The sequence below is a fragment of the Leptospiraceae bacterium genome (genome assembly GCA_016708435.1).
Taxonomy (GTDB): Bacteria; Spirochaetota; Leptospiria; order Leptospirales; family Leptospiraceae; genus UBA2033.
On the sequence record JADJFV010000010.1, the window covers coordinates 57,219 to 78,690 of the forward strand.

18 protein-coding genes and 1 pseudogene are annotated in these 21,472 nt (G+C 37.3%); 6 read left to right on the forward strand and 13 right to left on the reverse strand.

Features of this window, described 5'->3' with window-relative positions; translation table 11 throughout:
* Nucleotides 1-164: 164 nt before the first annotated feature.
* From IPH52_15175 to IPH52_15185, 3 genes are all read right to left on the reverse strand, one after another.
* Nucleotides 165-1,079, reverse strand: a complete 915-nt coding sequence (locus IPH52_15175; protein MBK7056355.1) for a restriction endonuclease — start codon at nt 1,077-1,079, stop codon at nt 165-167.
* A gap of 838 nt (nt 1,080-1,917) precedes the next feature.
* A complete protein-coding gene (locus tag IPH52_15180) occupies nt 1,918-2,664 on the reverse strand; it encodes a hypothetical protein (GenBank protein MBK7056356.1) in 747 nt (248 codons plus the stop codon).
* 9 nt (nt 2,665-2,673) lie between these two features.
* Nucleotides 2,674-3,075 carry a sporulation protein gene (locus IPH52_15185; GenBank protein MBK7056357.1) on the reverse strand — a complete coding sequence of 134 codons (402 nt, stop codon included), beginning with the start codon at nt 3,073-3,075 and terminating at the stop codon, nt 2,674-2,676.
* Between the two features lie 180 nt (nt 3,076-3,255).
* Between IPH52_15185 and IPH52_15190 the strand changes: the two genes are divergently transcribed.
* From IPH52_15190 to IPH52_15215, 6 genes are all read left to right on the forward strand, one after another.
* Nucleotides 3,256-5,001, forward strand: coding sequence for an acyl-CoA dehydrogenase family protein (locus IPH52_15190; GenBank protein MBK7056358.1), 1,746 nt, complete (start codon nt 3,256-3,258; stop codon nt 4,999-5,001).
* A 356-nt stretch (nt 5,002-5,357) separates the two neighbouring features.
* Nucleotides 5,358-6,491 carry a general secretion pathway protein GspK gene (locus IPH52_15195; protein MBK7056359.1) on the forward strand — a complete coding sequence of 378 codons (1,134 nt, stop codon included), beginning with the start codon at nt 5,358-5,360 and terminating at the stop codon, nt 6,489-6,491.
* Between the two features lie 3 nt (nt 6,492-6,494).
* A complete protein-coding gene (pilM, locus tag IPH52_15200) occupies nt 6,495-7,880 on the forward strand; it encodes a pilus assembly protein PilM (protein ID MBK7056360.1) in 1,386 nt (461 codons plus the stop codon).
* Nucleotides 7,837-8,136, forward strand: a complete 300-nt coding sequence (locus tag IPH52_15205; protein ID MBK7056361.1) for a PilN domain-containing protein — start codon at nt 7,837-7,839, stop codon at nt 8,134-8,136. The genes pilM and IPH52_15205 overlap by 44 nt, the downstream gene beginning before the upstream one ends.
* Nucleotides 8,126-8,641 carry a hypothetical protein gene (locus IPH52_15210; protein MBK7056362.1) on the forward strand — a complete coding sequence of 172 codons (516 nt, stop codon included), beginning with the start codon at nt 8,126-8,128 and terminating at the stop codon, nt 8,639-8,641. Before IPH52_15205 ends, IPH52_15210 begins: the two co-directional genes overlap by 11 nt.
* Entirely contained in the window at nt 8,641-9,609 is a 969-nt protein-coding gene (locus IPH52_15215) for a hypothetical protein (GenBank protein MBK7056363.1), read from the forward strand. The genes IPH52_15210 and IPH52_15215 overlap by 1 nt, the downstream gene beginning before the upstream one ends.
* Nucleotides 9,610-9,843: 234 nt before the next feature.
* Here the strand turns inward: IPH52_15215 and IPH52_15220 are convergent, their stop codons facing one another.
* The 10 genes and pseudogenes from IPH52_15220 to IPH52_15265 all read right to left on the reverse strand — a co-directional run bounded on the left by IPH52_15220 (nt 9,844) and on the right by IPH52_15265 (nt 21,467).
* Complete coding sequence (locus tag IPH52_15220; GenBank protein ID MBK7056364.1) at nt 9,844-10,365, reverse strand: type II secretion system protein GspG; 522 nt, start codon at nt 10,363-10,365, stop codon at nt 9,844-9,846.
* 180 nt (nt 10,366-10,545) lie between these two features.
* Nucleotides 10,546-11,037 (reverse strand): type II secretion system protein GspG, encoded by a 492-nt coding sequence (locus tag IPH52_15225; GenBank protein MBK7056365.1) that lies wholly within the window; start codon nt 11,035-11,037, stop codon nt 10,546-10,548.
* A 12-nt stretch (nt 11,038-11,049) separates the two neighbouring features.
* Complete coding sequence (locus IPH52_15230) at nt 11,050-12,276, reverse strand: type II secretion system F family protein (protein MBK7056366.1); 1,227 nt, start codon at nt 12,274-12,276, stop codon at nt 11,050-11,052.
* 12 nt (nt 12,277-12,288) lie between these two features.
* Nucleotides 12,289-13,965 carry a type II secretion system ATPase GspE gene (gene gspE / locus IPH52_15235; GenBank protein MBK7056367.1) on the reverse strand — a complete coding sequence of 559 codons (1,677 nt, stop codon included), beginning with the start codon at nt 13,963-13,965 and terminating at the stop codon, nt 12,289-12,291.
* Entirely contained in the window at nt 13,962-15,716 is a 1,755-nt protein-coding gene (locus IPH52_15240; protein ID MBK7056368.1) for a type II secretion system protein GspD, read from the reverse strand. Before IPH52_15240 ends, gspE begins: the two co-directional genes overlap by 4 nt.
* A gap of 24 nt (nt 15,717-15,740) precedes the next feature.
* Nucleotides 15,741-16,667 (reverse strand): general secretion pathway protein GspC, encoded by a 927-nt coding sequence (locus tag IPH52_15245; protein MBK7056369.1) that lies wholly within the window; start codon nt 16,665-16,667, stop codon nt 15,741-15,743.
* Between the two features lie 308 nt (nt 16,668-16,975).
* A complete protein-coding gene (locus IPH52_15250; GenBank protein ID MBK7056370.1) occupies nt 16,976-17,824 on the reverse strand; it encodes a general secretion pathway protein GspC in 849 nt (282 codons plus the stop codon).
* 137 nt (nt 17,825-17,961) lie between these two features.
* The gene (locus IPH52_15255) at nt 17,962-18,657 is read right to left on the reverse strand and encodes a response regulator transcription factor (GenBank protein MBK7056371.1); all 696 of its coding nucleotides are present in this window, start codon (nt 18,655-18,657) and stop codon (nt 17,962-17,964) included.
* Nucleotides 18,657-19,562, reverse strand: coding sequence for a hypothetical protein (locus IPH52_15260; GenBank protein ID MBK7056372.1), 906 nt, complete (start codon nt 19,560-19,562; stop codon nt 18,657-18,659). Before IPH52_15260 ends, IPH52_15255 begins: the two co-directional genes overlap by 1 nt.
* A 96-nt stretch (nt 19,563-19,658) precedes the next feature.
* Nucleotides 19,659-21,467, reverse strand: a pseudogene (locus tag IPH52_15265) (histidine kinase).
* Nucleotides 21,468-21,472: the final 5 nt, after the last annotated feature.

Here is a 21,472-nt window from a genome sequence, read left to right on the forward strand (position 1 = left end):
TCTAGTTTACTAATCCCTGTTTGAACAAGCGTCTTCGTTTGTTTCCCTAATCAGTAGTTGCATGCGTCTGACAACTATACTCAAACTGTGGCTAATACAATTATGCCGGTTTGGAGCAAGAGGCTCACGCGAAGTGAAGAAGGTGCGGTCTATGGAATGATGTTCTACTCCGTAAAATAATCAATGTCCATTTTCTTGACATTATATATATTCTCTACTGTCACACCAAGTTCATATTCGATCATAAGTTTTGTCAATAAACTTCCGTCAATTAGAACGACAGAGGCATCTACATTAGATGCATATTCAATAGCAGTTTTTTGAAAACTAGATGTTGTTATAAAAATTCCCTTCTTCGCCCTTTTACCTTCCAAGGCACCTACAAATTTTTGAATTTCAGGACGATCTATTTTATTAGCTGTCCACTTTTTTGCTTGAATGTATATTTTATCTAATCCTAACCGATCTTCTCTAATAATTCCGTCAATTCCCTCATCATTAGATTTAGAAGTTATTTCTCCGCTCGAAATATCGTTACCACCGTATCCCATTTTTAACAGAAGATCGACTACAAGTTCTTCAAAAAAATAGGGAGATAAATTATTAATTTGCTCAAGCAAAGAGTTAGACAGTTCTGTATTAATTTGATTTATTCCAGATTCAATTAGTTCATCAGGTGTCTTTTCTGAAGGTTCTTCATTTGCAACGACTAAATTATTTTCTTCATCTGGTTGATTTTGTGGATTCCTATTTAAATTGAATTTCGGAAATGTTTTTAGCAATGCTATATTTATTTCTTCTGGTGGGTTGGCTAACACACTTATACCTAGTTCAGTTATTTTATATTTTCCTCTCTCAACATTCTTTATTAAATCTGCCATTTTTAAATAAACTACAGCCCATGCGATTCTGTTATATAATAGTAACTGTTTGCCACTAGGTGTTTTGATTTTTTGCTCTTCTTCTGTTACATTAAATTTCCCAACAATATATTGCCTGAAATCAATTGAGTTCTTAATCTGATCATCAGCAAGAGATTTTAGTACGGGTAACATAATTTTTTGAAAATCTGGAATCATAATTCCTCCTAAAGCTTTATTCGCACGTTTTCGCCGAACTTCTACTTGTCCTAATTGCACTTATTAAGTCAAGAGTAAAAGAATGCGAATACTGAAATAGCATGATAGGTAATGGTATAAAAGTTAAGATATGCATATCAGAAGAAAGCTTCGGTTCTGTTTCTACAATTCAAATTACTCAATCAAACATTAAAACCCTATCAAATTAAAGCTACTTCCCACCCGGTTACACTTGATTTTGCGCAAGGGCTACATACGAAAGAGTATTTACCAATCAATCACCTAAACCCAATCTAGCTCTATACTAAAAGCCACATAGAAGCCAAATAAGGGCAATTTGATGGCTTTTACGTCCCTTCTATGTGGCTCTTAGGTAAAAACTCTCCCAGACACTTTCCTTCTTCGTGTCCATCCGTTGTAATCTTAGAAAGTTATATAAATCCCAGTCTCAAGCATCCTTTTACTTTCCTTCGTATCTAGGATACTATTAAGGATAATATCAACAATACTATCAAAGATACTAAAAAAGCGATTTTGAGTATTTTTGATAGTCTCTGAGACTATTGCTCATATTATACTTCATGCATCGGCAACTAAAAGAAAGTTTATACACAAGATAGATTGGGTTTCGATAATTGTCATCCTAAGCGGAAGTATGGTGAATTGCTTTTTTGTTTCTTTGCCAAATAGATTTCTCACGCTCGACTTTACTGAATGCAAAAAGGATTAACCACGAAGGGCGCGAAGAGCACGAAGGAAAGATAAACCATAAGTAACCGCCAAACCCAAAACATCGGTGTTCATCGGTGGTAATCTTTAAAAATTCTTCCTAACCCACTTAGTATCCCTTCACGGTAATACCAATCTGTTTTGCGTTTTCAATTGTTGCGGGACTGAGATCATAGATTTCTACTTTTTCGCAATAATGCCAATACCACATATCTCTTCTTAATTTAGAAATGAGGTCGCCATTGTAAAATACGACTCCTTCTGCAAAGGGAACTTCTACGTTAGTTGCCATATCAGAGATTGGAATTTTATGAAAGCGGCAATAGAATAAACTCTTTAGAAAAAGTCTAAACCATTCGCTAAACTCCCAGTAGCCTTTGGGGTGCTTCTCGAAAGATTTATAACGCAAGGACTCTTTTGCTTTTGAAAATGGATACCAGAGATGTTGTGGTAGCTTATACGGATTAGCCTGTAACTTAGGACCTAAGACTTCTCCGTATTGAATGCCGTCTAATTTTACATAGTCCTTTCCTATCGCATTGAAAACACTTTCAATGTAGTAAGTATTTCCTTTCATGATTTGCAAAGGATCAATCACATTCATTCTATTTTGTAATTCGAGTAAGCGACCTGCTTCTGTTCTAATTGCTAAATTAGAGCCGTCTACTTTTTCTACTGCAAATGTATTCGGATCGTTTAATACCCATTCGAATCCTGGATTTATTTCCGGCTCTACCAAATACAAAGCGGGCTCTCTCATTTTAAGAGACGACCCGTATTTTTTGAAGTCGCTCGGATTTACTTTATAAATCTTACGCACAAACGGACATTCAACTTTCGGAAAATCACTTAACATTGTTTGCCTTCAGACTATTTTAATTTCGCAAACGCCAAATACGTCTTGTCCGTTGATGTCTAATTGGACTTGCACATAATGCTTGATTGCCGCTGAGCTGATTAGGTTGTCTTTAGGAATCACGAGTTGAAACGGAAGAGAGATTACTTCTTTTGGCTCTAGGATATAATCGTTAAAGGTAATCTTTCCTACTTTCTCAGTGGACTCTTTTGTAGTTTGTTTTTCTTTGATATCTTCTACCATGAGCATCAACAAAATGACTGAGTCAATGGTTACTGGGTATTCGCCTCCCGTAAACGTAGCAACCCCTTTTACACTTTCTTGAACCGTTGCCTGCTCTTTTAGAAGTTTTACTTCTACTTTAGGAGAGCCTTTTCCCACCATGCCTTTTAATGAATCTAATATTCCCATTTGTATTCCTCTTTTTACTAGCTTACTCTTCTTTTCTCTAATTCCAAAGTCAATCTTTTTTCCAAATAGCGAATATCATCGGAAACAAAGAGTCAGCAAAGCATAATATGATTGACTGCTTTATCTTTGTTTTCCAAACTATCTACATATCTATAGAAATTTCAAACAAAGAGGAATATTATGATTAGTGGAAATTATTTTACAAACAACCCGGACTTGCAACTTCAATTTGAATCAATCATCGATTGGGAAGAAATTGTAACTGCCTATGAAGACGGATTCACAGATGCTGAAGAATACAAAAAAACTGGAAACGACAAACTCTCATTAGCCCCTGCTTCTTTACAAGAAGCAATCGACTACTACAAAGCAACTCTCGATTCAGTAGGAGAGATAATTGGAAATGAATTAGCCCCTAGAGCTGCTGAGATAGATAAGATTGGTTTAAAATACGATAACGGCAAAGTAACATTTCCCGCTCCGATGCAAGAAGCGATGAAAGCTGTTAGAGAAGCAGGATTACTTCCCTACGCGATTGGAAGAAAATACGGTGGGCTCGGAATGCCAGCTACTGCACAGGCTCTCGCAATGGAAATGGTATCTCGTGGAGATGGAGCATTCGGGATTGCGGCTGGTTGTTTTAATCTTGCAGAAACCATTGAAAAATATGGCTCAAAAGAACAAATAGACAAATACGTTCCAATGATGGCAGAAGGAACGTTATGCGGCGCAATGGCATTAACCGAGCCTGATTACGGTTCAGATTTACCAAACCTACAAACCAAGGCAGTCAAAGATGCAAATGGACAATGGCGAATAACCGGAACTAAACGTTTTATCACTCATGCCTGTGGCTTTGCGGACATACCTTCTGTTATCCTCACACTCGCAAGAACCGGTAGTCCTACAGGAGGAGCGCGCGGACTTTCCTTTTTTATCGTAAAAACCCAGGATGTATTCATCGCCTCTATCGAAAAGAAAATGGGACTTCATTCTTCTCCTACTTGTGAAGTGGTATATGACAATTCACCTGCGGAACTCATTGGTGTAGAAGGCTATGGACTTGTAAGATATTCTATGGGTATGATGAACACTGCTAGACTTTCGATTGCCGCGCAGGCTACAGGCATTGCCTCTGCTGCTTATTTTGAAGCGAAGAAATACGCCTCTGAAAGAAAACAATTTGGCAAGTTCATCCAAGATATTCCGGGTGTAAAAAAGATGCTCACTCATATGGATAGAGAAATTGCGGCTATGCGTAGTATACTTCTTGAAGCTTCCCGCTCTGTTGACTTATACCTCTGGAGAGAAGAGCATTTAAAACATAGAGCCGTAGACGAAAAAGAAATTAAAAAAGACGAGCAAATCAAATTCTGGGAAAAACTAGCCAATCTATTTACTCCCCTCTCCAAGTATTATATTTCCGAAATGGCTAACCGTATTGCGGATAACGCTCTTCAAATTCACGGCGGCTCCGGATACACAGAAGATTATGTGGTTTCTAAGATTTACCGCGATGCTAGAATCACAAACATCTACGAAGGAACAACTCAACTCCAAATCGTAGCTTGTATTGGTGGTGTTGTATCGGGCATGTCCCCTACTGGATTTCTACGGGCTTACTTAGACAAAGAAACTTCTAAGTTTGCGGCTACAGATCGTTTGCTTCGAGTCAGAAAGCTATTTGAATCAGTTGCCACTGCTTTCTCTGAAATCAAAGACAGTGCGACTAGAGACTCTCTTGCCTTTGAAGTTGTAGAATCTACAGCAAGATGCATCAATGGAATTTTACTAGAAAGATCAGCCTCTAGACTAAAAGACACACAAAAGACCGACAGACTCGCGTTAGCCGCTGAATACCATATAGACAGCCTAGCCATCCTCGAATCCAACCTAATAAAATTACAGGAAAGAGGAAAGGCATAAACCAACAGTAGAGACGCACGGCCGTGCGTCTCTAGATTTTAGCGTTATTGTCAATATTTAGTATCCACAACTCACCAGAAGATTGAAAAATTTAAACGCAATCAAAATTCTTGGATTCTCACAGAATCCGAAACCGGGAAACCATTTACAATTGAATCCATCGAATGCACACTCCATCTAGAAGACGTATACGCAAAAGTAGAATGGAACGAAATTAAGAAACTCTAACTCTATTCCATTAAATAATCTTACCTAGCTATTTCGAATTGAATTAATTGTGGCAGTTAGGGATAATGAACTAAATTATGAAACTCCCACGCGCTCATGGCTTTTTTTCTAATAAACGAAGAGGTGGTATGATCCTCTTTCTAGTAGCTGCTATTGGTGGCTCTTCTTTTGTTATTGCCAACCAATACGCTGGAGATCGAATGATTGACTTTAAAATTGCAAAGGCAAACGCCGATGGCTTTAAAGCATTCCTTCTGGCAAGAGCAGGACTACAAGGCGGACTCGGAGCCTTAAAGAAAGTTCCCGAAGAAGTTCTCTATCAGTCAGGAATCGCATTTAACCCTCCTCCCATCCCTATGGCAGGCGGGACTATCTATTATCGCATTTCTGCCGAAGACGGAAAGTTTAACATCAACGATTTGATTAAAGCCTACGACAATCTACCTAACTTAAAAGTCCAGGAGATGATTACAAAGCTCTTTGAACAATTAGCAATTCCTAGAGAAAAAATTTTCCCGATTATAGATTGGATTGATGAAAACTCAGAAGAAATGGGTGGAGGGGCAGAAGTCTATTATTATACCAATCTAAAGCCTCCTAGAAAAATTAAAAATGCCCCCATGTATTCGCTTTCTGAATTGACAGCCCTAAAAGGCTGGGATAGAAAGTTAGTTTACGAATCACTCAAAAATCCAGACAAAGAAAAAAACGTTTCGAAAGATTTCTTGTCAGAAGAAGAAAAATTACTTGTTACAGATGCCGATTATGTATTATCCAATAACATTACAGCTTATTTACCATTTAAGGATACCGGGGATGATAGAATTAACATCAATGCCGCTCCTTATCATGTGCTCATGTCTATTTCTGAATTTATGACTAGACAGGCTGTTATGAGAATTTTGAAATATAAATTAGAAAAAGGCGGATATATAAAAGAAATAAATGATCTAAAAAACTTTGCAGAATTTCAAATAAAAACTACAAGCATGGGCGGCACACAAAATAGTCAGACTGGAAACACAGGAGCGGCTAATAATAATCAGCCACCGCCCCCTACTAATGCAGGACAGAATGCACAAGCACTTACTCTATTCGATGAAATAGCCGGTCAGGGAACTGCTGTTTCGACAGGAAGAGTAAAAACCAAGGGCGAGATTTACAAAGTCGTTGGTGTGGGGACTGTAGGAAATGCGACACGCAGAGTTAGTTGTATATTTGATTTAACAAACGATCAGATTTTATTTTATTCCGAAGATTAAAGAATGTATTATACTCAATACCTAGCAATTGATTATGGAACGACACATATCAAGGGAATCCTGTTTCGTCAGGTTCTCGGAAGTGTTACTATTTTACGACATGAGTCCTTGCAAATTGTATCTCTCCCTGAAAAGCAAACCGACGAATACGAATACAATATAGTTCGTTTCATTCAGAGCTTTTTTCCAGAAGAATCAAACTTCCTAATCAATATCGCAATGGATAATCTATTCATTCGTGATTTAATTGTTCCGTTAAATTCCGAGAAAGCAATTAAAGAAATCCTTCCCTTCGAAGTAGAAAACGTTGTCCCCTTTCCAATTGAAACAATGGTAGTCCAAGGTTGTATCTGGTGGATTGGAAAAGAAGTCTCGAATGTAGTGGCATTTAGTGTTCACCATGATGAAGTAGAAAAAACATTTAAGCCTTTCATGAAAAATGATATTCAGTTGAATTGTATTTCGACTGACGCATATTCTCTTAGCTCTGCAATCCGTTATCACCAGACAAGATCGATTACCGAAAAAGTAGTCGGTCAATTAGATATAGGCGGCAAGCTTTGTATCTTTAATGTAAACAGTGGAGGACTACTCAGTCACTCTCGTTTTTTTAGTGGTGGTGGTTATCTAATCACAGAAAAAATTGCTCAACTTCTAAAAGTAGATTTCAACAAAGCCGAAGAGATCAAATTAGCGTTTAATTTTTCTTTCGAAATAGTAGAAGAAGAATTTAAACTTGAGTTCCTAAGACAAAATCATCTAACACCTGAACAATATGACGGGATAATTCAGATTATCCAGGATTCCTTTGATCAAATTGCGGGTGAGATTATTAAAAGTATATACGCATTAACTCCGATTAACCGTCCTTCCATTATCTATCTTTCAGGAGGAGGATCTTCTTTTAAGGATGCTACTAAATACTTATCCTCTCGAATTGGAACTACTGTTACCGGATATACTTTCTTAGAATTGGAAGATCCCTCTTTTACAACAGCATTGGGAACAGGATACCATAACCGTTTAAAGAAATCAGAGAAGGTTGATTTTTTAACTCCTGAATTTTCCAAGTTGATGAAAAATACAATTCGTCTAGATGCATTTAAACCACATCTTATCATCGCTGGAATTTCACTTTTTATTTTACTTACTGTATTTTTTGTGCAAATGTTTGTGGATACTCGTAAGTTAAACGCATACGAAGAAGAGCTTCGTGAAAAATACAAACAGGGCTTTGGTGTAGAAGCTCCTGAAGACGAAGATGTAATGTCACTCGCTCAAAGCAAAGTAAAAGACGAAAACAAAAAATCAGAAATCGTAAGACTATTCTTAAACAAAGGAAAATATTCTAGAATTACTTCTAGACTTAAACCAGAATTTTCCGGCTAAAGATTTTGATTTTATTTTAGATCAATTTACTCTAGACGGAAACATTGTCTCTATCTATGGAAGAGTCAATGAATTCCAGGACATTGGAGCTGTTCAATCCTCCCTCGAAAAATCACAAAAGTTTAAGAATATAAAAATAGTGAATAAAAACTTAATCAGTGGTGTTACCAAATTTAAGGTTCGATTTAAAATAGAACTAGAAATTCAAACAAGCCCTGAAAAAAATACTCGCAAAGAAGAAGACAATGCTGAATAAACTAGACGACCGCGAAAAGCTATTTGTAATTGGGGGAGTAATCATTTTTATCCTTGTGATTTTTGGATTGTTTATTTCTAAAATCATGGAAAGAAGAACAACACTCACAGAAAGTCTATCAGAGGCAAGAGGCAATTTTGCGCGATTAGACAAAACAATACAGGATTATAACTACTACAGATCATTAAAGTCAGGAGACGAAATCGATCTCACAAGTATCTATGCAAAGCTAGATCAAATTTTAATTCGCTATGGATTAAAAGATCGAGTGCTTACTCAAAAAGATACTTCTACTCCAATCAAGAAAGAATATATCAAAATTACAATCGACATAAGCCTACGCTCCGTTAAACTCGCTGATGTTTTTAAAATGATTTACGATATTGAAGTGATGAAACAAATCAATAGCAAAGTTGATTATATGAATTTTATTAAACCTCTTCCGGGCAAAGAAGAGTATGATGTGAACATTCGATTTTCCTCGTTTACTAAGGTGAAGAAATAATGGCTGAAGAATTAGAAGAAAAAGTAATAGAATCCGAAGAAGAAGTAGAGGATGTTATTGAAGACGACCTCGGCTTCGATGAAGAAGATGGCGCCTCCGGTGAGCTAAGCTGGAAACAGAAGCTAATACTCATTAACTGCGGTGTAGTTGCATTTCTATTTTCTATACTTTTACTTTTCCCTTACGAAGAGCTTGCTAGAACTTTTATTTCTAAGTATGCATTAGAAAATAACTTTGTATTAGAGTTTAGAAAACTGAATTTGCCTTTCTTCTCAACTAAGAGCATAGATCATTTGATTTACCAAAACAAAGACAATATGGAAATTCGGGCTGAGTCTATTGATATAGATACAAGCATTTTAGATCTAATGAAGCGAAACTTCAAAGGAAATATAAAAGTCACCTCGCTCAATTTAGAGCTAACAGAATACGCAATCAAAGCAGGAACTGTCAATATCGAAGATTCAAGCCTAATTGGTTTTGATAGAGACCTGGCGAATATAAACGGAACTATCAACTTACAAATCTTCGATGGAAAAATTCTTCGTTCTCCTGTAATTCCTATGCTTGATACATTACAGGGAGTCACGATTAAAAGTATTTTACTGAGTTTAAAAAAGACTTTAAACAGCAATCGTCTTACAATTGAGAAAGGAGTATTTACTCTTTCTATTGCAAAGATTACTATTAGCGGTTATATTGAATTAGCCTCTGTGATGAAGAATTCTAAGTTAGATATTAAGCTATGTCCCAAGCTCACAGAAAAATACAGCGCAGAAAGAGAAGACATTGCCTCAAGTCTCCAACTACTAATGAAAGACATGCCCGACGGTTGCATTCCTATTCACGGAACCATTGGCGATCCAAAGATGAATCTACCGGGTGTTCAACCACAACCTTCTCCTAATCCGGGAGTCTTATCGCCTGTTCCTGCACCAGTTCCACCTGCACCGGTGACAAATCCTTGATTGATAACTATTAGCCTTTAGAAAAAGAAGATTAGAATTATTGATTTATAGAAAGTTTCGAGTTAATTGCAGAATGAATCTATTTGCAGCAGAAGTCAAACTAATTGCAGCATGGGCTGAACAGACACCCATGCCGGAATTGGTATATCGCCCCGTTGGGGCTATAGAGCTATAGCCCCAACGGGGCGCGATATCTGCCTGCATAGTCTGCAAGGACTATGCAGTGTATTTCGATTAATTTCCTTTTTGGAATTCCTTTGGATATTCATCTTCTTTCATGATATTAAAGTCTGCGTTCTTGCCTTCGCCGCCTTCTTTTTTATCTTTGCCGAGAGTGATTATCGCATAATCACCATTAGCCAAAATCGTTAGGACATAAGGAGTGTGCCAGGGATCAAGCACAGCACTTTTTTTATTTAGAATTGGTTTGTAGTTTTTAGGAATAGGAGGAAGAGTCGGCATCTCAACAAGTGCCATTATGCCCTGCTCTTCTGATGGAAGATTACCATAACGATCAGCATATTGCTCCAATGCAATTTGAAGTTCTTGGGAGTCTTTTTTGAGTTTTAAACCAGGACCTTCACTTCCTTTAGTGCAAGTCGGCGGCACAAAAAAAATAACCAATCCAACCAGTAATATAAATGCAACTAATAATAAATAGCCCACAATAAACAAAGCTCGCCATACTATATACCAAAGAAGTTGGAGTTTTTTAAAGAAAGTATACTGGATTTGTGGATTATCTTTGTTATCCATTGATTCTGAAAAAGATTTTTTACTTTTTTAATCTTTCCTCATTTCTTTGCAGCATGGGCTGAACAGACACCCATGCCGGAATTGATATTGCGCCCCGTTGGGGCTAAAAAGCAATAGCCCCAACGGGGCGTAATACCTTCTCAATAGTCTGCAAGGACTATGCAGTGTATTTAGAAAAATCTATTTCCCGCCTTTTTGGAATTCCTTTGGATATTCATCTTCTTTCATGATATTAAAGTCAGCGTTCTTGCCTTCGCCGCCTTCTTTTTTATCTTTGCCTAGCGTATAAATGCCGTAATCCCCACCGTTATCCACTTTGAGTTGGTAAGGTGTTTGCCAAGGATCAAGAACAGCACTTTTTTTGTTTAAGATTGGTTTGTAGTTTTCAGGAACATCACCGCTAGTTGGTTTTTCAACAAGAGCCATTACACCTTGCTCTTCGCTAGGCATTTTTCCATAACGATCTGCGTATTGCTCAAGAGCAATTTGTAATTCTTGTGAATCTTTCTTGAGTTTTAAAGCAGCAGTATCATCTTTCATTTTTCCAGGATCAATACTAAAAGCAACGAGTGCTATGATTGCACCTAGAATTAATACCACAACTGAAAGCTCAACGAGTGTCATCCCGCGTTTTAGTTTTTTGTTTAGTTTTGAAAATCGATTTAGTTTCATACTATCCTCTCTTTATAAATTTTGAATTTCTTGTGTTAGTTTATACATTGGTGTCATAATCGCCGCCATGATTGTGAATATTAGAGCACCCATTACAATAATCATAATAGGCTCCAAGCTTTGTGTCATCGACTTAATGGCATTATCCACCTCTTTGTCGAAAATATCAGATAACTTATCCATCATCTTAGGAACTGTATCCGATGCTTCTCCGGCAGAAATCATCCCGAGCACCATAGGAGTTAAAATTACAGAGCCCTGTAAGGAATCAGAAAGCTTTCCACCTTCCTTAATTTTATCAATAGCCGTTTGAATTTCAACCTGAAATATATAATTGCCTACAATTTTTGCAACAATAGAAAGAGATACAATCAAAGGAACCCGATTGATTAGAAGCACGGAAAGATTACGAGCGAATGTGCTGATTAATACTTTTTTGGTGAGTGTCCCAAAGACTGGAACTTTTAAAAAAAATCTATCCCACTTCTTTTTTCCTTCTTCGGATGTTTTAAATCTGTTAAATGCATAATAGGCACCAAACACACTTCCAATCATCAACCACCAAAAATTTATAATCGCACTCGATATACCGATGACGATGCGGGTAATAAGTGGTAACTCCGCTTCAAACTGAGAAAACAATTCTTGAATTTGAGGAATCACAACAACTAATAAAAACACAGCGACAAATAAGGAAACCATTCCCATAATCAAGGGGTAAATCATCGCTACCTGCACCCGCGATTTAAGATCGTTAGCCGCTTCTTCTAAGTCAGCCAAACGAATCAGAGTATTCTCATATTCACCCGTTTTTTCTCCAACCGAAATGAGAGAAGAATACTGATCGGGAAATACATCGGGATAACGAGCCATAGCCTGCGAGAGAGATTGACCTTCTGTGATACCCGCCCGAATGTCCATGATGACTTTTTTGAAATTTCTATTTTCTATTTGCTCGCTGATATTATTGAGTGATCTATCAAGCGGAATTCCTGCACCTAGAAGTGTTCCTAATTGACGAACAAATAATCCTACTTCTTTTCTGGGAATTCGATATAAGAATTTTGCGAGGAAAGGAAAAAGCTCTCGCTCCTTTTTTTCGGCGTCTTCTTTGATAACACGCACATAAAGACCTTTCGCCTTCAGCTTATTACGCGCACCCTGAAGGTTATTTGCCTCGATAATATCTTTTACTTCTTTTCCTGTTTTGTTAAATGCAACGTAAGTAAAAAGAGCCATAGACTGCTACTCCTAACATACTCTTAGAATTTCATCTAGAGTAGTAAAACCTTCAATTACTTTTTGTATTCCATAATCGCGAAGTGGAATCATTCCCGTCTCTAGCGCAATATCATTAATAGCCGTAGCATCCCCACCTTTTAAAATCACAGCCTTGATATCATTGTTCATAACCATCAATTCATAAATACCCATACGACCTTTATAACCTGTTCCCATGCAAGCAGGACAGCCTTCTCCCCGTTTCAACTGCCCACCGATAAGTCGAGAGCGAGGCACTCCAACGGAATCAAGCTCTTTATCAGATGGAGTATAGGGTTTCACACAGGACTTGCAGTTAACACGCACTAGCCGCTGAGCCACGAAACCGAGCACGGTAGATGTAATCAAATAAGATTCAATTCCCATATCAGAAAGTCTAGTTACAGCACTAGCCGCATCGTTTGTATGAAGAGTTGAAAACACTAAGTGTCCTGTAAGAGAAGCTTGTATCGCAATACGAGCAGTCTCCTCATCACGCACCTCTCCCACCATCACAACGTCCGGATCCTGACGGAGTATGGCTCTTAGCCCCGTAGCAAATGTAAGTCCAATCTTTTCTTGCATTTGCATTTGCGAAATCCCATCGAACTGATACTCGACAGGGTCTTCGCAGGTAATGATATTTCGCTCAGGAGTATTCAATTCAGAAAGAGAAGAATAAAGCGTAGTCGATTTTCCAGAACCAGTAGGTCCTGTAACAAGAATAATTCCATGCGGATGATAGATTAGCTTTTTATATTTTTCTAAAAGCTCACCGGAAAATCCCATCGTATTAATCGAATACTTCTGGTCTGTTTTATTTAAAAGTCGCATAACAACTCTTTCCCCGTATTGACAGGGAATTGTGGATACACGAATATCAATGTCTTTACCTGTGAGCTTCAGCTTAATGCGACCATCTTGCGGAAGACGATTCTCTGCGATGTTTAAGTTAGACATGATCTTGATACGAGAAATAATCCCAGCCTGATAAGACTTAGGCGGAGACAATACTTTGTGTAAAATACCATCCACACGATAACGAACTGTTACAGTTTTTTCGTAAGATTCAATGTGAATATCAGACGCTCTTTCTGTCACTGCTTGCGACAAAATAACGTTAACCATCTTGATGATAGGAGCTTCGTTTGTTAAATCAAGTGCATCAGAATCAAGATCGCTAAATTCACTGAGCTCTCCATCAACCATTTCCTCCATCATATCTTTCGCATCGGAGGCAGTCTTATCAAAATGAGCGTGGATAATACGAAGTATCTCTGGCTCAGGGGCTAATACAAATTTAACACTATGACCTTTGAGAAAGAATTTAATTTCATCCATTGGATGAAGATCAGAAGGATTACAGACTGCGATAGTTACAGTTTTATTTTCGTAGTGAAAAGGAACAATTTTACTTTTTTGAATTAGCTTATACGGAATAGTATGATATATTTCTTCGTAGCCGGAGAATTCAATTTTCTCAATGAAATCAATATTATGAAGCTCAGCAAGCGCGCGCATAATATCGACTTCCCCCGCAAATCCTTTTTTCTGAATGATCTGTCCGAGCGGAAGCTGATTTTTTTGCTGAGTCTTTAAGGATTCATTTAACTCTTTTTCAGTAATGCTTCCATTGTTAAGTAAGATTTCACCAAGGCTTTTTCTCATCGCAGTTTCTTTTCTCTTTCCTCTTCGTTCTTCTCTTGTTCCATACGCTTCTCAATCGTCATACGATCTGCTTTCGCTCTATTGTCTAAAATATGAGGAGTTAAAAAAACCATCAAGTTTGTTCTATTGATTTTAGAAGTTACACGTCTAAAAAAGTTTCCTAGAATTGGAATATCACCTAAAACTGGAATCTTAGTTAAACGTTTTTGCTTGTCATTCGAAATCAAACCTCCGATCACGATGGTCTGCGTATTATCCACAGTAATCGTAGTCTTAATATCTCGCTTATTAAAAATCGGGTTTCCCCCTTGCTCGGGAAGACCGGCAATATTTTTTACTTCTTGGTAAAGTTCGAGAGTAATCTTATCATTCTTATTAATATGAGGGGTAAACTTTAATTTAATCCCTGTAGGACGATACTCGAAGTTATCAACGGTTACTGCTTGTGAGCCGCCGCCCCCTGCATTTCTACTTTGTGTTCTTACAGGAACGTCTTGTCCTACGTTGATTTCTGCTTCCTGGTTATCGACGGTAAGAATTTGCGGAGCGGATAACACGTTGAAATTTTCATTGGTTGCATTTGCATTTAAGATACCAATGATCTGTGGGCTACCCGGTTTTAAAAATCCAAGAGAGAAACCAGTCAGTGTATTTGCATTCGGATTTAGTTTTCCATCTTTACTTAGAATACCACTCTGTGCGCCTAACCCTGAGTTAAACTGTCCAAATGCAGTTTGTCTAAATCTCCAATCGATACCGAAGTCATTTAGATCATTAGACGTTAGTTCCACAATAAGGACTTCGAGTAAAATTTGTTTTCTTGGTAAGTCTAGAATTTTTACAATGCGTTGAATCTCATTCCATTCTTCTTTTGTGGCAGTGACAATCACTGAGTTAGAATCTTTATGAGCTACCGCTTTTATTTTTTCACCCTTTGTAGTAGTAGCAGGCTTCGTGGGATCTACTACTTTCATTTCCACAACTGGATTGTCTAGTTTCGTAAGGACAGCGGCTAACTTTTCTGCTTCGTTGTATTCGAGCGTATAAATATGAATATCCCCTGCCGATGCAATTGCACCGGGACCATCATTTCTTTGATCTAGTCTTTCAATCAACTTTAGAAGTTTACTAATGTCACTAGATGAACCGGATAACACAAGAGTATTCGTTAAACGATAGACGATAATGTCTGTATCGGGAGAAGTTACTCTTTTTAGAAGTGGTTCGAGTTCTCCTGCATTTGCCTGATATATGGGAACGACTTGCGTGATGATTTTATTTGATTTAAGTTCCTCTTCACTAATAGGCTCACGACCAATTCGGACAATTCCTGATTTTGCAAGCGCGTCTTTGGTTCTAACTACTTTGATAATATCATTTTCTTCTACAAGTCCAAAGCCTTGCGACTCCAAAACAGATTTCATAAAAGAATAAGCATCTTTTACATTCACTTTCTTTTGGGAGATAATCGTAATTTTGCGACCTTTCACAGAATCATCTACAAGAATATTTTTCTTAACAATAGCGCTCATTCCTTTTAAGAAGTCTTTTAACTCTGCATTTCGCCAATCAGCGGTAAACATGACGTTGCCGTCTTTCTCTTTGCTGAGTCTGCCTGCACTGTCGTTGTGCTTTTTATCTTCGTCACTTTCTTTTGCAGGGTCAGGCGTAGGAGTTGGTGCAGCTTGTGAAAATAGCTGAGAGTGTATTAATAGAAACAGGGATAGGAATAGGGTTATTTTTTTTGTCATCTAGCTAAACTTAATTTTATTTTTTTAATTTCTAATAAGGAATTCATAGGTGATAATCTTTTCTTTTCGCTCTAAGTCAACAGTAACTTTTGGAGAGTTCTTAATAGCAGCCCAAATTTCTAACATTTTCTCAGTGTCATTTAAAGGCATTCCGTTGACTCTCTTTACAATGTCGCCACTGCGCGCTCCCAGTTGATAAAAAATATGACTCGTAGCAACCTGGTAAACCTTGTAACCATCAATCTTTCCATTGACTAAATTTGGACCGAACCTCGCATCCTTATATAAGTCGGCAGGATTCTTCATATATTTTTCAAAATCTGTGCGAGAAATCGGTAACATCTTTTTTTCTGCGGAAACTAAATCCTTCTCGGCGATTGCTCCGCTTGAATTCGCTTTCATCATTTCGTCGTAAACCGCTTTCGCTTCTTTAATCGACTGACCAATTTCTACTTTTAGATTGAGTCCATTCTTAGCAATCACAGCATAATGGTCCGCGATTGACTTAAGCTTATAGCCGACGATTTTTTCACCTAGTTTAAATTCATCGGCTTCTTCTTTGTCTTTTTCTTTAAAAGTAGCCCTAGCAAAAGAAGGATGTCCGCTGAGGGCACCAGTTAAAATAGTTTCATCCCCACCGGGAACTTCTTCTGAAAGAACAGGAGCGGCTCCTGCAGCAGCATTTGGATCAGTAGGAAGATCGACTACCTTTCTGCCCCGAATCAAATTTCCCTCTACCATATCTTCGTAGATATTAACTGCTTTAGGAATTTCTGACTGTGTTTGCATACCAACAGACCTTGTCATTTGAACAGTCATTTTCTGAGCAGGGTTTAAAAATGCGACTAGAACAGATCGAATCAAATAAGCAACTGAAAAAGCGCAAAACAGAACTACAGGAATTAAAATGTAAAAACTGTTTTTTTGAAGCCGCATGAGAATGGAATTCATAACGATAAAGTAAAACCAATTCGCAAACTGTCATCTACTTTTTAATAAAAGAGTGAACAAAACTGAAACCTCGAATAAAAGAGAAGATTTGCCATGCTTCGACAAAACTCAGCACAGGCGCCGGCACGGAGACACGGAGGGTTTTAGGGTTAAGATATTTCATTTTAATATCGCGTGAGTTTGATATAATAAATATTTATTCCTGTCACCCCTATTATGTTGCGACCCTATGAAGCAACATTGAGTTTCGTTTTCTGTGCGGGTCTTAAGAAGTAGAGATTCCCGACAAAAAATTTCGGGAATGACATTCAATTTCGAACTAGAAACGTATAAGTATGAATGTCACCTTTTCTGTCGAGGTCGACTTGGATTTTTTGTGCTACTTTGATTGCACTCCATATCTCTAGCATCTTTTCTGTCTCGCCGAGAGGCATTCCGTTGACTCGTTTGATAATGTCACCACTTCGAGCACCGAGTTGGTAAAATATATGCTCCGCAGTCACTTGATAAATTTTCATCCCATCAATCTTTCCGTTATTAATATTGGGACCAAACCTAGCTTTATAAATGATCTCTGGATTTTTTAGCATTCTATCCACATCAGTTCTCGAAAGAGTTGTGGGCTTATGCGAAATAGCCGTTCTCTCGTTAGAAAATTCGTTAGGGATTGAATCATCTTGAGGAAGTCTCTTCTTCATCGCATCCTCTATCGTTTCTCCAATTTCTACGGTAAAAGAAGAATTAGCCGCACCGAGAGTAATAGAATGCCAGTCAATACGTAAAATCTTCCAGTCTCCCAATTTCTGCCCTACTCTATATTCTTCTGCTTCTTCTTTGTCTTTGGCTTTGATAACAGCACGGGCAAATGATTGATTGCCGCTCACAGTTCCTGCAACTAACATAGATGCAATTTCAGGACTTGTATCCATTGCTTTTTTCGGAGGCGTATTCAAGATAACTTCTTTAGCGTTAGAGCCACGAATCAGGTTTCCTTCTACCAAAGAATCTATTTGGTCAAGAGCAACCTGAGTCACGGAGTCTTTTCTACCATCAGTAGAATTCGTATCTAAAGGCATATTCCCATTACCCGCTTTAAGCAATGACGAACCAGTAGAACTTGCCTCTGTAAAAAAAACAACTAATGTAGTGCGAACCATAAAGGCAAATGTAAATGAGAAAAATAAAACAATTAAAACTAAAATGGAAAACCGATTTTTTTGCAGGGTGTCGTAGAATAGAGTTCATAGGTATTAGACTAGAACTTATTCTTAGAATGTCAGCCATTTTTTTATTTTCACCCCATTCTCTTTTTTAATTCAGAATAAACCTTTCGAGAAACAGGAAGGGCATTGCCGTTTTTTAATTCTAAAGTATACTTACCGCCTCCGTTTGATTTTAGAAACTTTGCTTCGCGCAAATTTACCAAGTAGGATTTGTGAATTCTAAAAAAATGAGAGGGTAGTATTTTAGATAGAGAATCTAACGTTTTACGATGAGTATCCGTTGCTAGATTTTTTCGATGTATTATCGTATTATTATCCTGACCTTGAATGTAAGATATATCTTTTAAAGATATAATTTCAGTTTTATCTTCTTTTCTTACACTGAGAAACTTTGTATAACGGGAGTTAGCCGCTGCATTCTTCCATTTTTGCAATGCTTTTTCGAGGCGTTCTTTCTTTATCGGTTTAGGAACAAAATCTAAAACACCAAACTCAAATGCCTGTAATGCTTTTTCTGTCATGCCGGAAACTATAATTGTATGAAAGGACTGCGAAATAATATTTCGAAGTAAGTCAAATCCTTCTCTTCCATCTAAATTTAGATCTAGAAAAACAAGATCAACCGAGTGCTCTTCTAAAAAGCACTCAGATCCAATTAGACTACTCTCTAATTTTAAAGAGGTAATTTCTTTTCCATAAATTTCTCGGAGTAATTTCTCTAAGCCTCTTGCGGCTACCGTCTCATCCTCAACAATTAAGATTCTCATTATTCTTCTAACCTGGATTGTATGTTGGAGAAATTTAGAAAAAATCCAATCATTGCTTGATACGAATTCAAAGATCTAGTTGAAAACTGATCCGCTTTGAGATACTCACTGTAATACGCCACTTCTGTTTTAAGTCCTGTGTATCTTCCAAAGTAAATGTTAAGTCCACCGGCTAATCCGAGTATACCCCCAATTCCATTGTTCACTTGATTTGTATATGCATACCTATCTGGATAAACACCCGAATGCGCTTCTCCGGTAAATCCAACTACACCCCCACGAAAGGCAACATAGGGATCAAAGAAGGTTTTAGGTAAAGGATGAAAAGTTGCAAGAAAGGTCATAGAGTTTCCTTTGTAAATAGTTCTCTTTCTAGGCGCCAAGTCAACATATTCTTTGTAATACGAAGCCGGTCTGGGAATTACATCTTGCCTAACTGCTTCAAGCGAATTTTGCATAATGGTAAATCCGAGTCCAATTTTATCTTTCCATCCATATTCAAAATCAAACTGTCTTGCAATTCCGGGATTGTAACTTGGTTGAAAATAGAAACCCCGATAACCTGGATCTATATCCTGATTGACTTGACCGCTGATAATTTTATTTTGAATCGTTTGATCATATACTTTCTCGTGCGAAATATAACTTCCGCTCGGAGCGAGTGTTGTTCCACCCATGAAGCTAACAAGAAATGCCCCCTCATAAAAACCGGGTGGATTTTTTAGCTTAGAATAATACTTTTGAATTAACTTCTGCTCTTCTTCTTTTCTTTTTAAATCCGCTGTATCTTTTTCGGAAATAGTTTCCTTTTTTTCTGTCGGCGTATTCTTTGCAGTTTTTGCCTGCGCTAAAACTTGATTAGCCGTAATAGTTATAATAAATAGAATGAATAATCTTACTTTCATTTTGATTCCTCACTTGAATGAATCAAAGTATAGTGAAAGTAAGATTAGATTACAAATCTAATGGGGTAAGATGCAATTACCCAGTGGTGAAATGCATTAAGATAGGATTGTAATACAATTTTCCCAACCACCTTTTACCGGTTTAGAGTAAAATTCCCATTTGCCGGGAAATGCTTCTTCTAGTCTTGACCGAATGTATTTAATTCCAGTGCCGGATGTTTCTTTAGAGGACTCAAAAGGCAATCCATCATTAAACAGAATAAACCTTGTCTTCTTTCCATCCTGTTTTTTAGTAAGAACGAATTCTCCAGACTTCCTTCCTGGATAACCGTGAGTAACCCCGTTTTCGACAAGTGTATGCAATGCAACGGGAGGAATTAATTCCTTACCTACAATTCCTTCTGTTCGAAGAGAAAACTTAACATCTTTTCTAAGACTCATAATTTCTAAATATCGTTTACAAATCTGAATCTCCTCTGAGATAGAAATTGTTTTTTTATTGGAAAGCTTTAAAATATATTGAAGCTCATCGGAAAGTGCAGATAGAAGTTTCTTCGCGTTAGCCGGATCTTCATCGAGCCAAATAATGGTAGCATTAATCGAATTCTAAAGAAAATGCGGGTGAATGCTATTTTTTAGAAGCTCTACTTCCATTCTAGCAGAAACTAGTTTTGCATCTTGTGATTCCTGTCTGTAATGAGTAGCTCTTTGTTCTGCCTTTGTTTTTTCGCGGTTAATCAGTGTAATCTTATAGGCAAGTCCAAGAGACAATAGACACATTTCTACAGCAGAGCCAACTTGCAATCCATACTCTGTAAAAATATTCGTAGGAAAAATCCCAAGTCCTTTCATGGCATAAATTCCAACTCCAAATAAAAGCGAAACCCAGGCGATAATAAAATACCTTGCCGGCTTATAGCCCTTATCCCAACAAACAATTCCTACTACAAAAATAGAAACTGCAAATACAATCACAAGACTTGCCAGTAGATAGATATTCACAAAATAGGAAAACAGAAAAGAGGATAACATAAGTAGTCCCATACAGCCCATCAATACTTTTTGTATTTTATCTAGAAAGGGAACATTCTTTTTAGAATTCAAAAAACTTCTAGTAAACTGAATCCCCGAAAGAAGAGCAAACCCACCTAGAAACGGCAAACTAATATTAGCCCAATAGGGAGAATTAGGCCAGAGGTATTGAAATGCTAATCCATTTAAAATAGACTGACAAGCACCGTAGTTGATTACATACACTAGATAATACAAATATCCAATGTCTCGAAGCATAAAAAGCAAAATCAAATTGTAAATAACAAGAACCAGTAAAATTCCATAGTAAACACCAAAGGCAAACTCTTCTCTTTCTCTATGTTGGAGAAATTTTTTCGGGGAATAAACCGTTAGCGGAAATTGAAGTGTGCCTTCACTTTGTATTTTAATATAGTATTGGTATTTTTTATTTTTTTCAAGAGACAAAGGAAAAACAAAACTTCGATCGTTAAATCGTCTATCCCCAAAAGGATAACTATCTCCTGTCTTTATAATCTTCCATTTGCCTGTAACCGCATCTCTCTCATAGAACTCAATTTTATCAAGAAGTGGATACGAAAGATATAGATTCCAATCTTTCTTAGAAGTTTGATTTTCCAAAGTAAAGCGTAACCAGAAAATATCGCGGGTAAATCCAAAGTTGGGGATCGCTTGCTTGCTTTCTTGGAAACGATTAGACGATTTTATATCCTCAAAACTTTTTGAAATTGTATCTCTGTCTATTTCTAACGCAAGTCCTAGTTGATATTCTTCCGTCTTATCATCTAACACAGTAATTGTTCTAGGATTTATTTTCACAGCAAAGAGAGGAAAGCAAAGAATTAAGAGAATGAATAAGAAAAATTTTTTCATGCCTA

What these genes read in the sequence shown, in the direction of transcription:
- IPH52_15260 (MBK7056372.1), bottom strand. Translation starts at nt 19,562, where the DNA reads ATGAAAGTAAGATTATTCATTCTATTTATTATAACTATTACGGCTAAT.
- IPH52_15175 (MBK7056355.1), bottom strand. Translation starts at nt 1,079, where the DNA reads ATGATTCCAGATTTTCAAAAAATTATGTTACCCGTACTAAAATCTCTT.
- IPH52_15225 (MBK7056365.1), bottom strand. Translation starts at nt 11,037, where the DNA reads ATGAAACTAAATCGATTTTCAAAACTAAACAAAAAACTAAAACGCGGG.
- IPH52_15220 (MBK7056364.1), bottom strand. Translation starts at nt 10,365, where the DNA reads ATGGATAACAAAGATAATCCACAAATCCAGTATACTTTCTTTAAAAAA.
- IPH52_15185 (MBK7056357.1), bottom strand. Translation starts at nt 3,075, where the DNA reads ATGGGAATATTAGATTCATTAAAAGGCATGGTGGGAAAAGGCTCTCCT.
- IPH52_15255 (MBK7056371.1), bottom strand. Translation starts at nt 18,657, where the DNA reads ATGAGAATCTTAATTGTTGAGGATGAGACGGTAGCCGCAAGAGGCTTA.
- IPH52_15210 (MBK7056362.1), top strand. Translation starts at nt 8,126, where the DNA reads ATGCTGAATAAACTAGACGACCGCGAAAAGCTATTTGTAATTGGGGGA.
- IPH52_15240 (MBK7056368.1), bottom strand. Translation starts at nt 15,716, where the DNA reads ATGACAAAAAAAATAACCCTATTCCTATCCCTGTTTCTATTAATACAC.
- IPH52_15245 (MBK7056369.1), bottom strand. Translation starts at nt 16,667, where the DNA reads ATGAATTCCATTCTCATGCGGCTTCAAAAAAACAGTTTTTACATTTTA.
- IPH52_15180 (MBK7056356.1), bottom strand. Translation starts at nt 2,664, where the DNA reads ATGTTAAGTGATTTTCCGAAAGTTGAATGTCCGTTTGTGCGTAAGATT.
- IPH52_15230 (MBK7056366.1), bottom strand. Translation starts at nt 12,276, where the DNA reads ATGGCTCTTTTTACTTACGTTGCATTTAACAAAACAGGAAAAGAAGTA.
- IPH52_15195 (MBK7056359.1), top strand. Translation starts at nt 5,358, where the DNA reads ATGATCCTCTTTCTAGTAGCTGCTATTGGTGGCTCTTCTTTTGTTATT.
- IPH52_15215 (MBK7056363.1), top strand. Translation starts at nt 8,641, where the DNA reads ATGGCTGAAGAATTAGAAGAAAAAGTAATAGAATCCGAAGAAGAAGTA.
- gspE (MBK7056367.1), bottom strand. Translation starts at nt 13,965, where the DNA reads ATGAGAAAAAGCCTTGGTGAAATCTTACTTAACAATGGAAGCATTACT.
- IPH52_15190 (MBK7056358.1), top strand. Translation starts at nt 3,256, where the DNA reads ATGATTAGTGGAAATTATTTTACAAACAACCCGGACTTGCAACTTCAA.
- IPH52_15250 (MBK7056370.1), bottom strand. Translation starts at nt 17,824, where the DNA reads ATGGTTCGCACTACATTAGTTGTTTTTTTTACAGAGGCAAGTTCTACT.
- pilM (MBK7056360.1), top strand. Translation starts at nt 6,495, where the DNA reads ATGTATTATACTCAATACCTAGCAATTGATTATGGAACGACACATATC.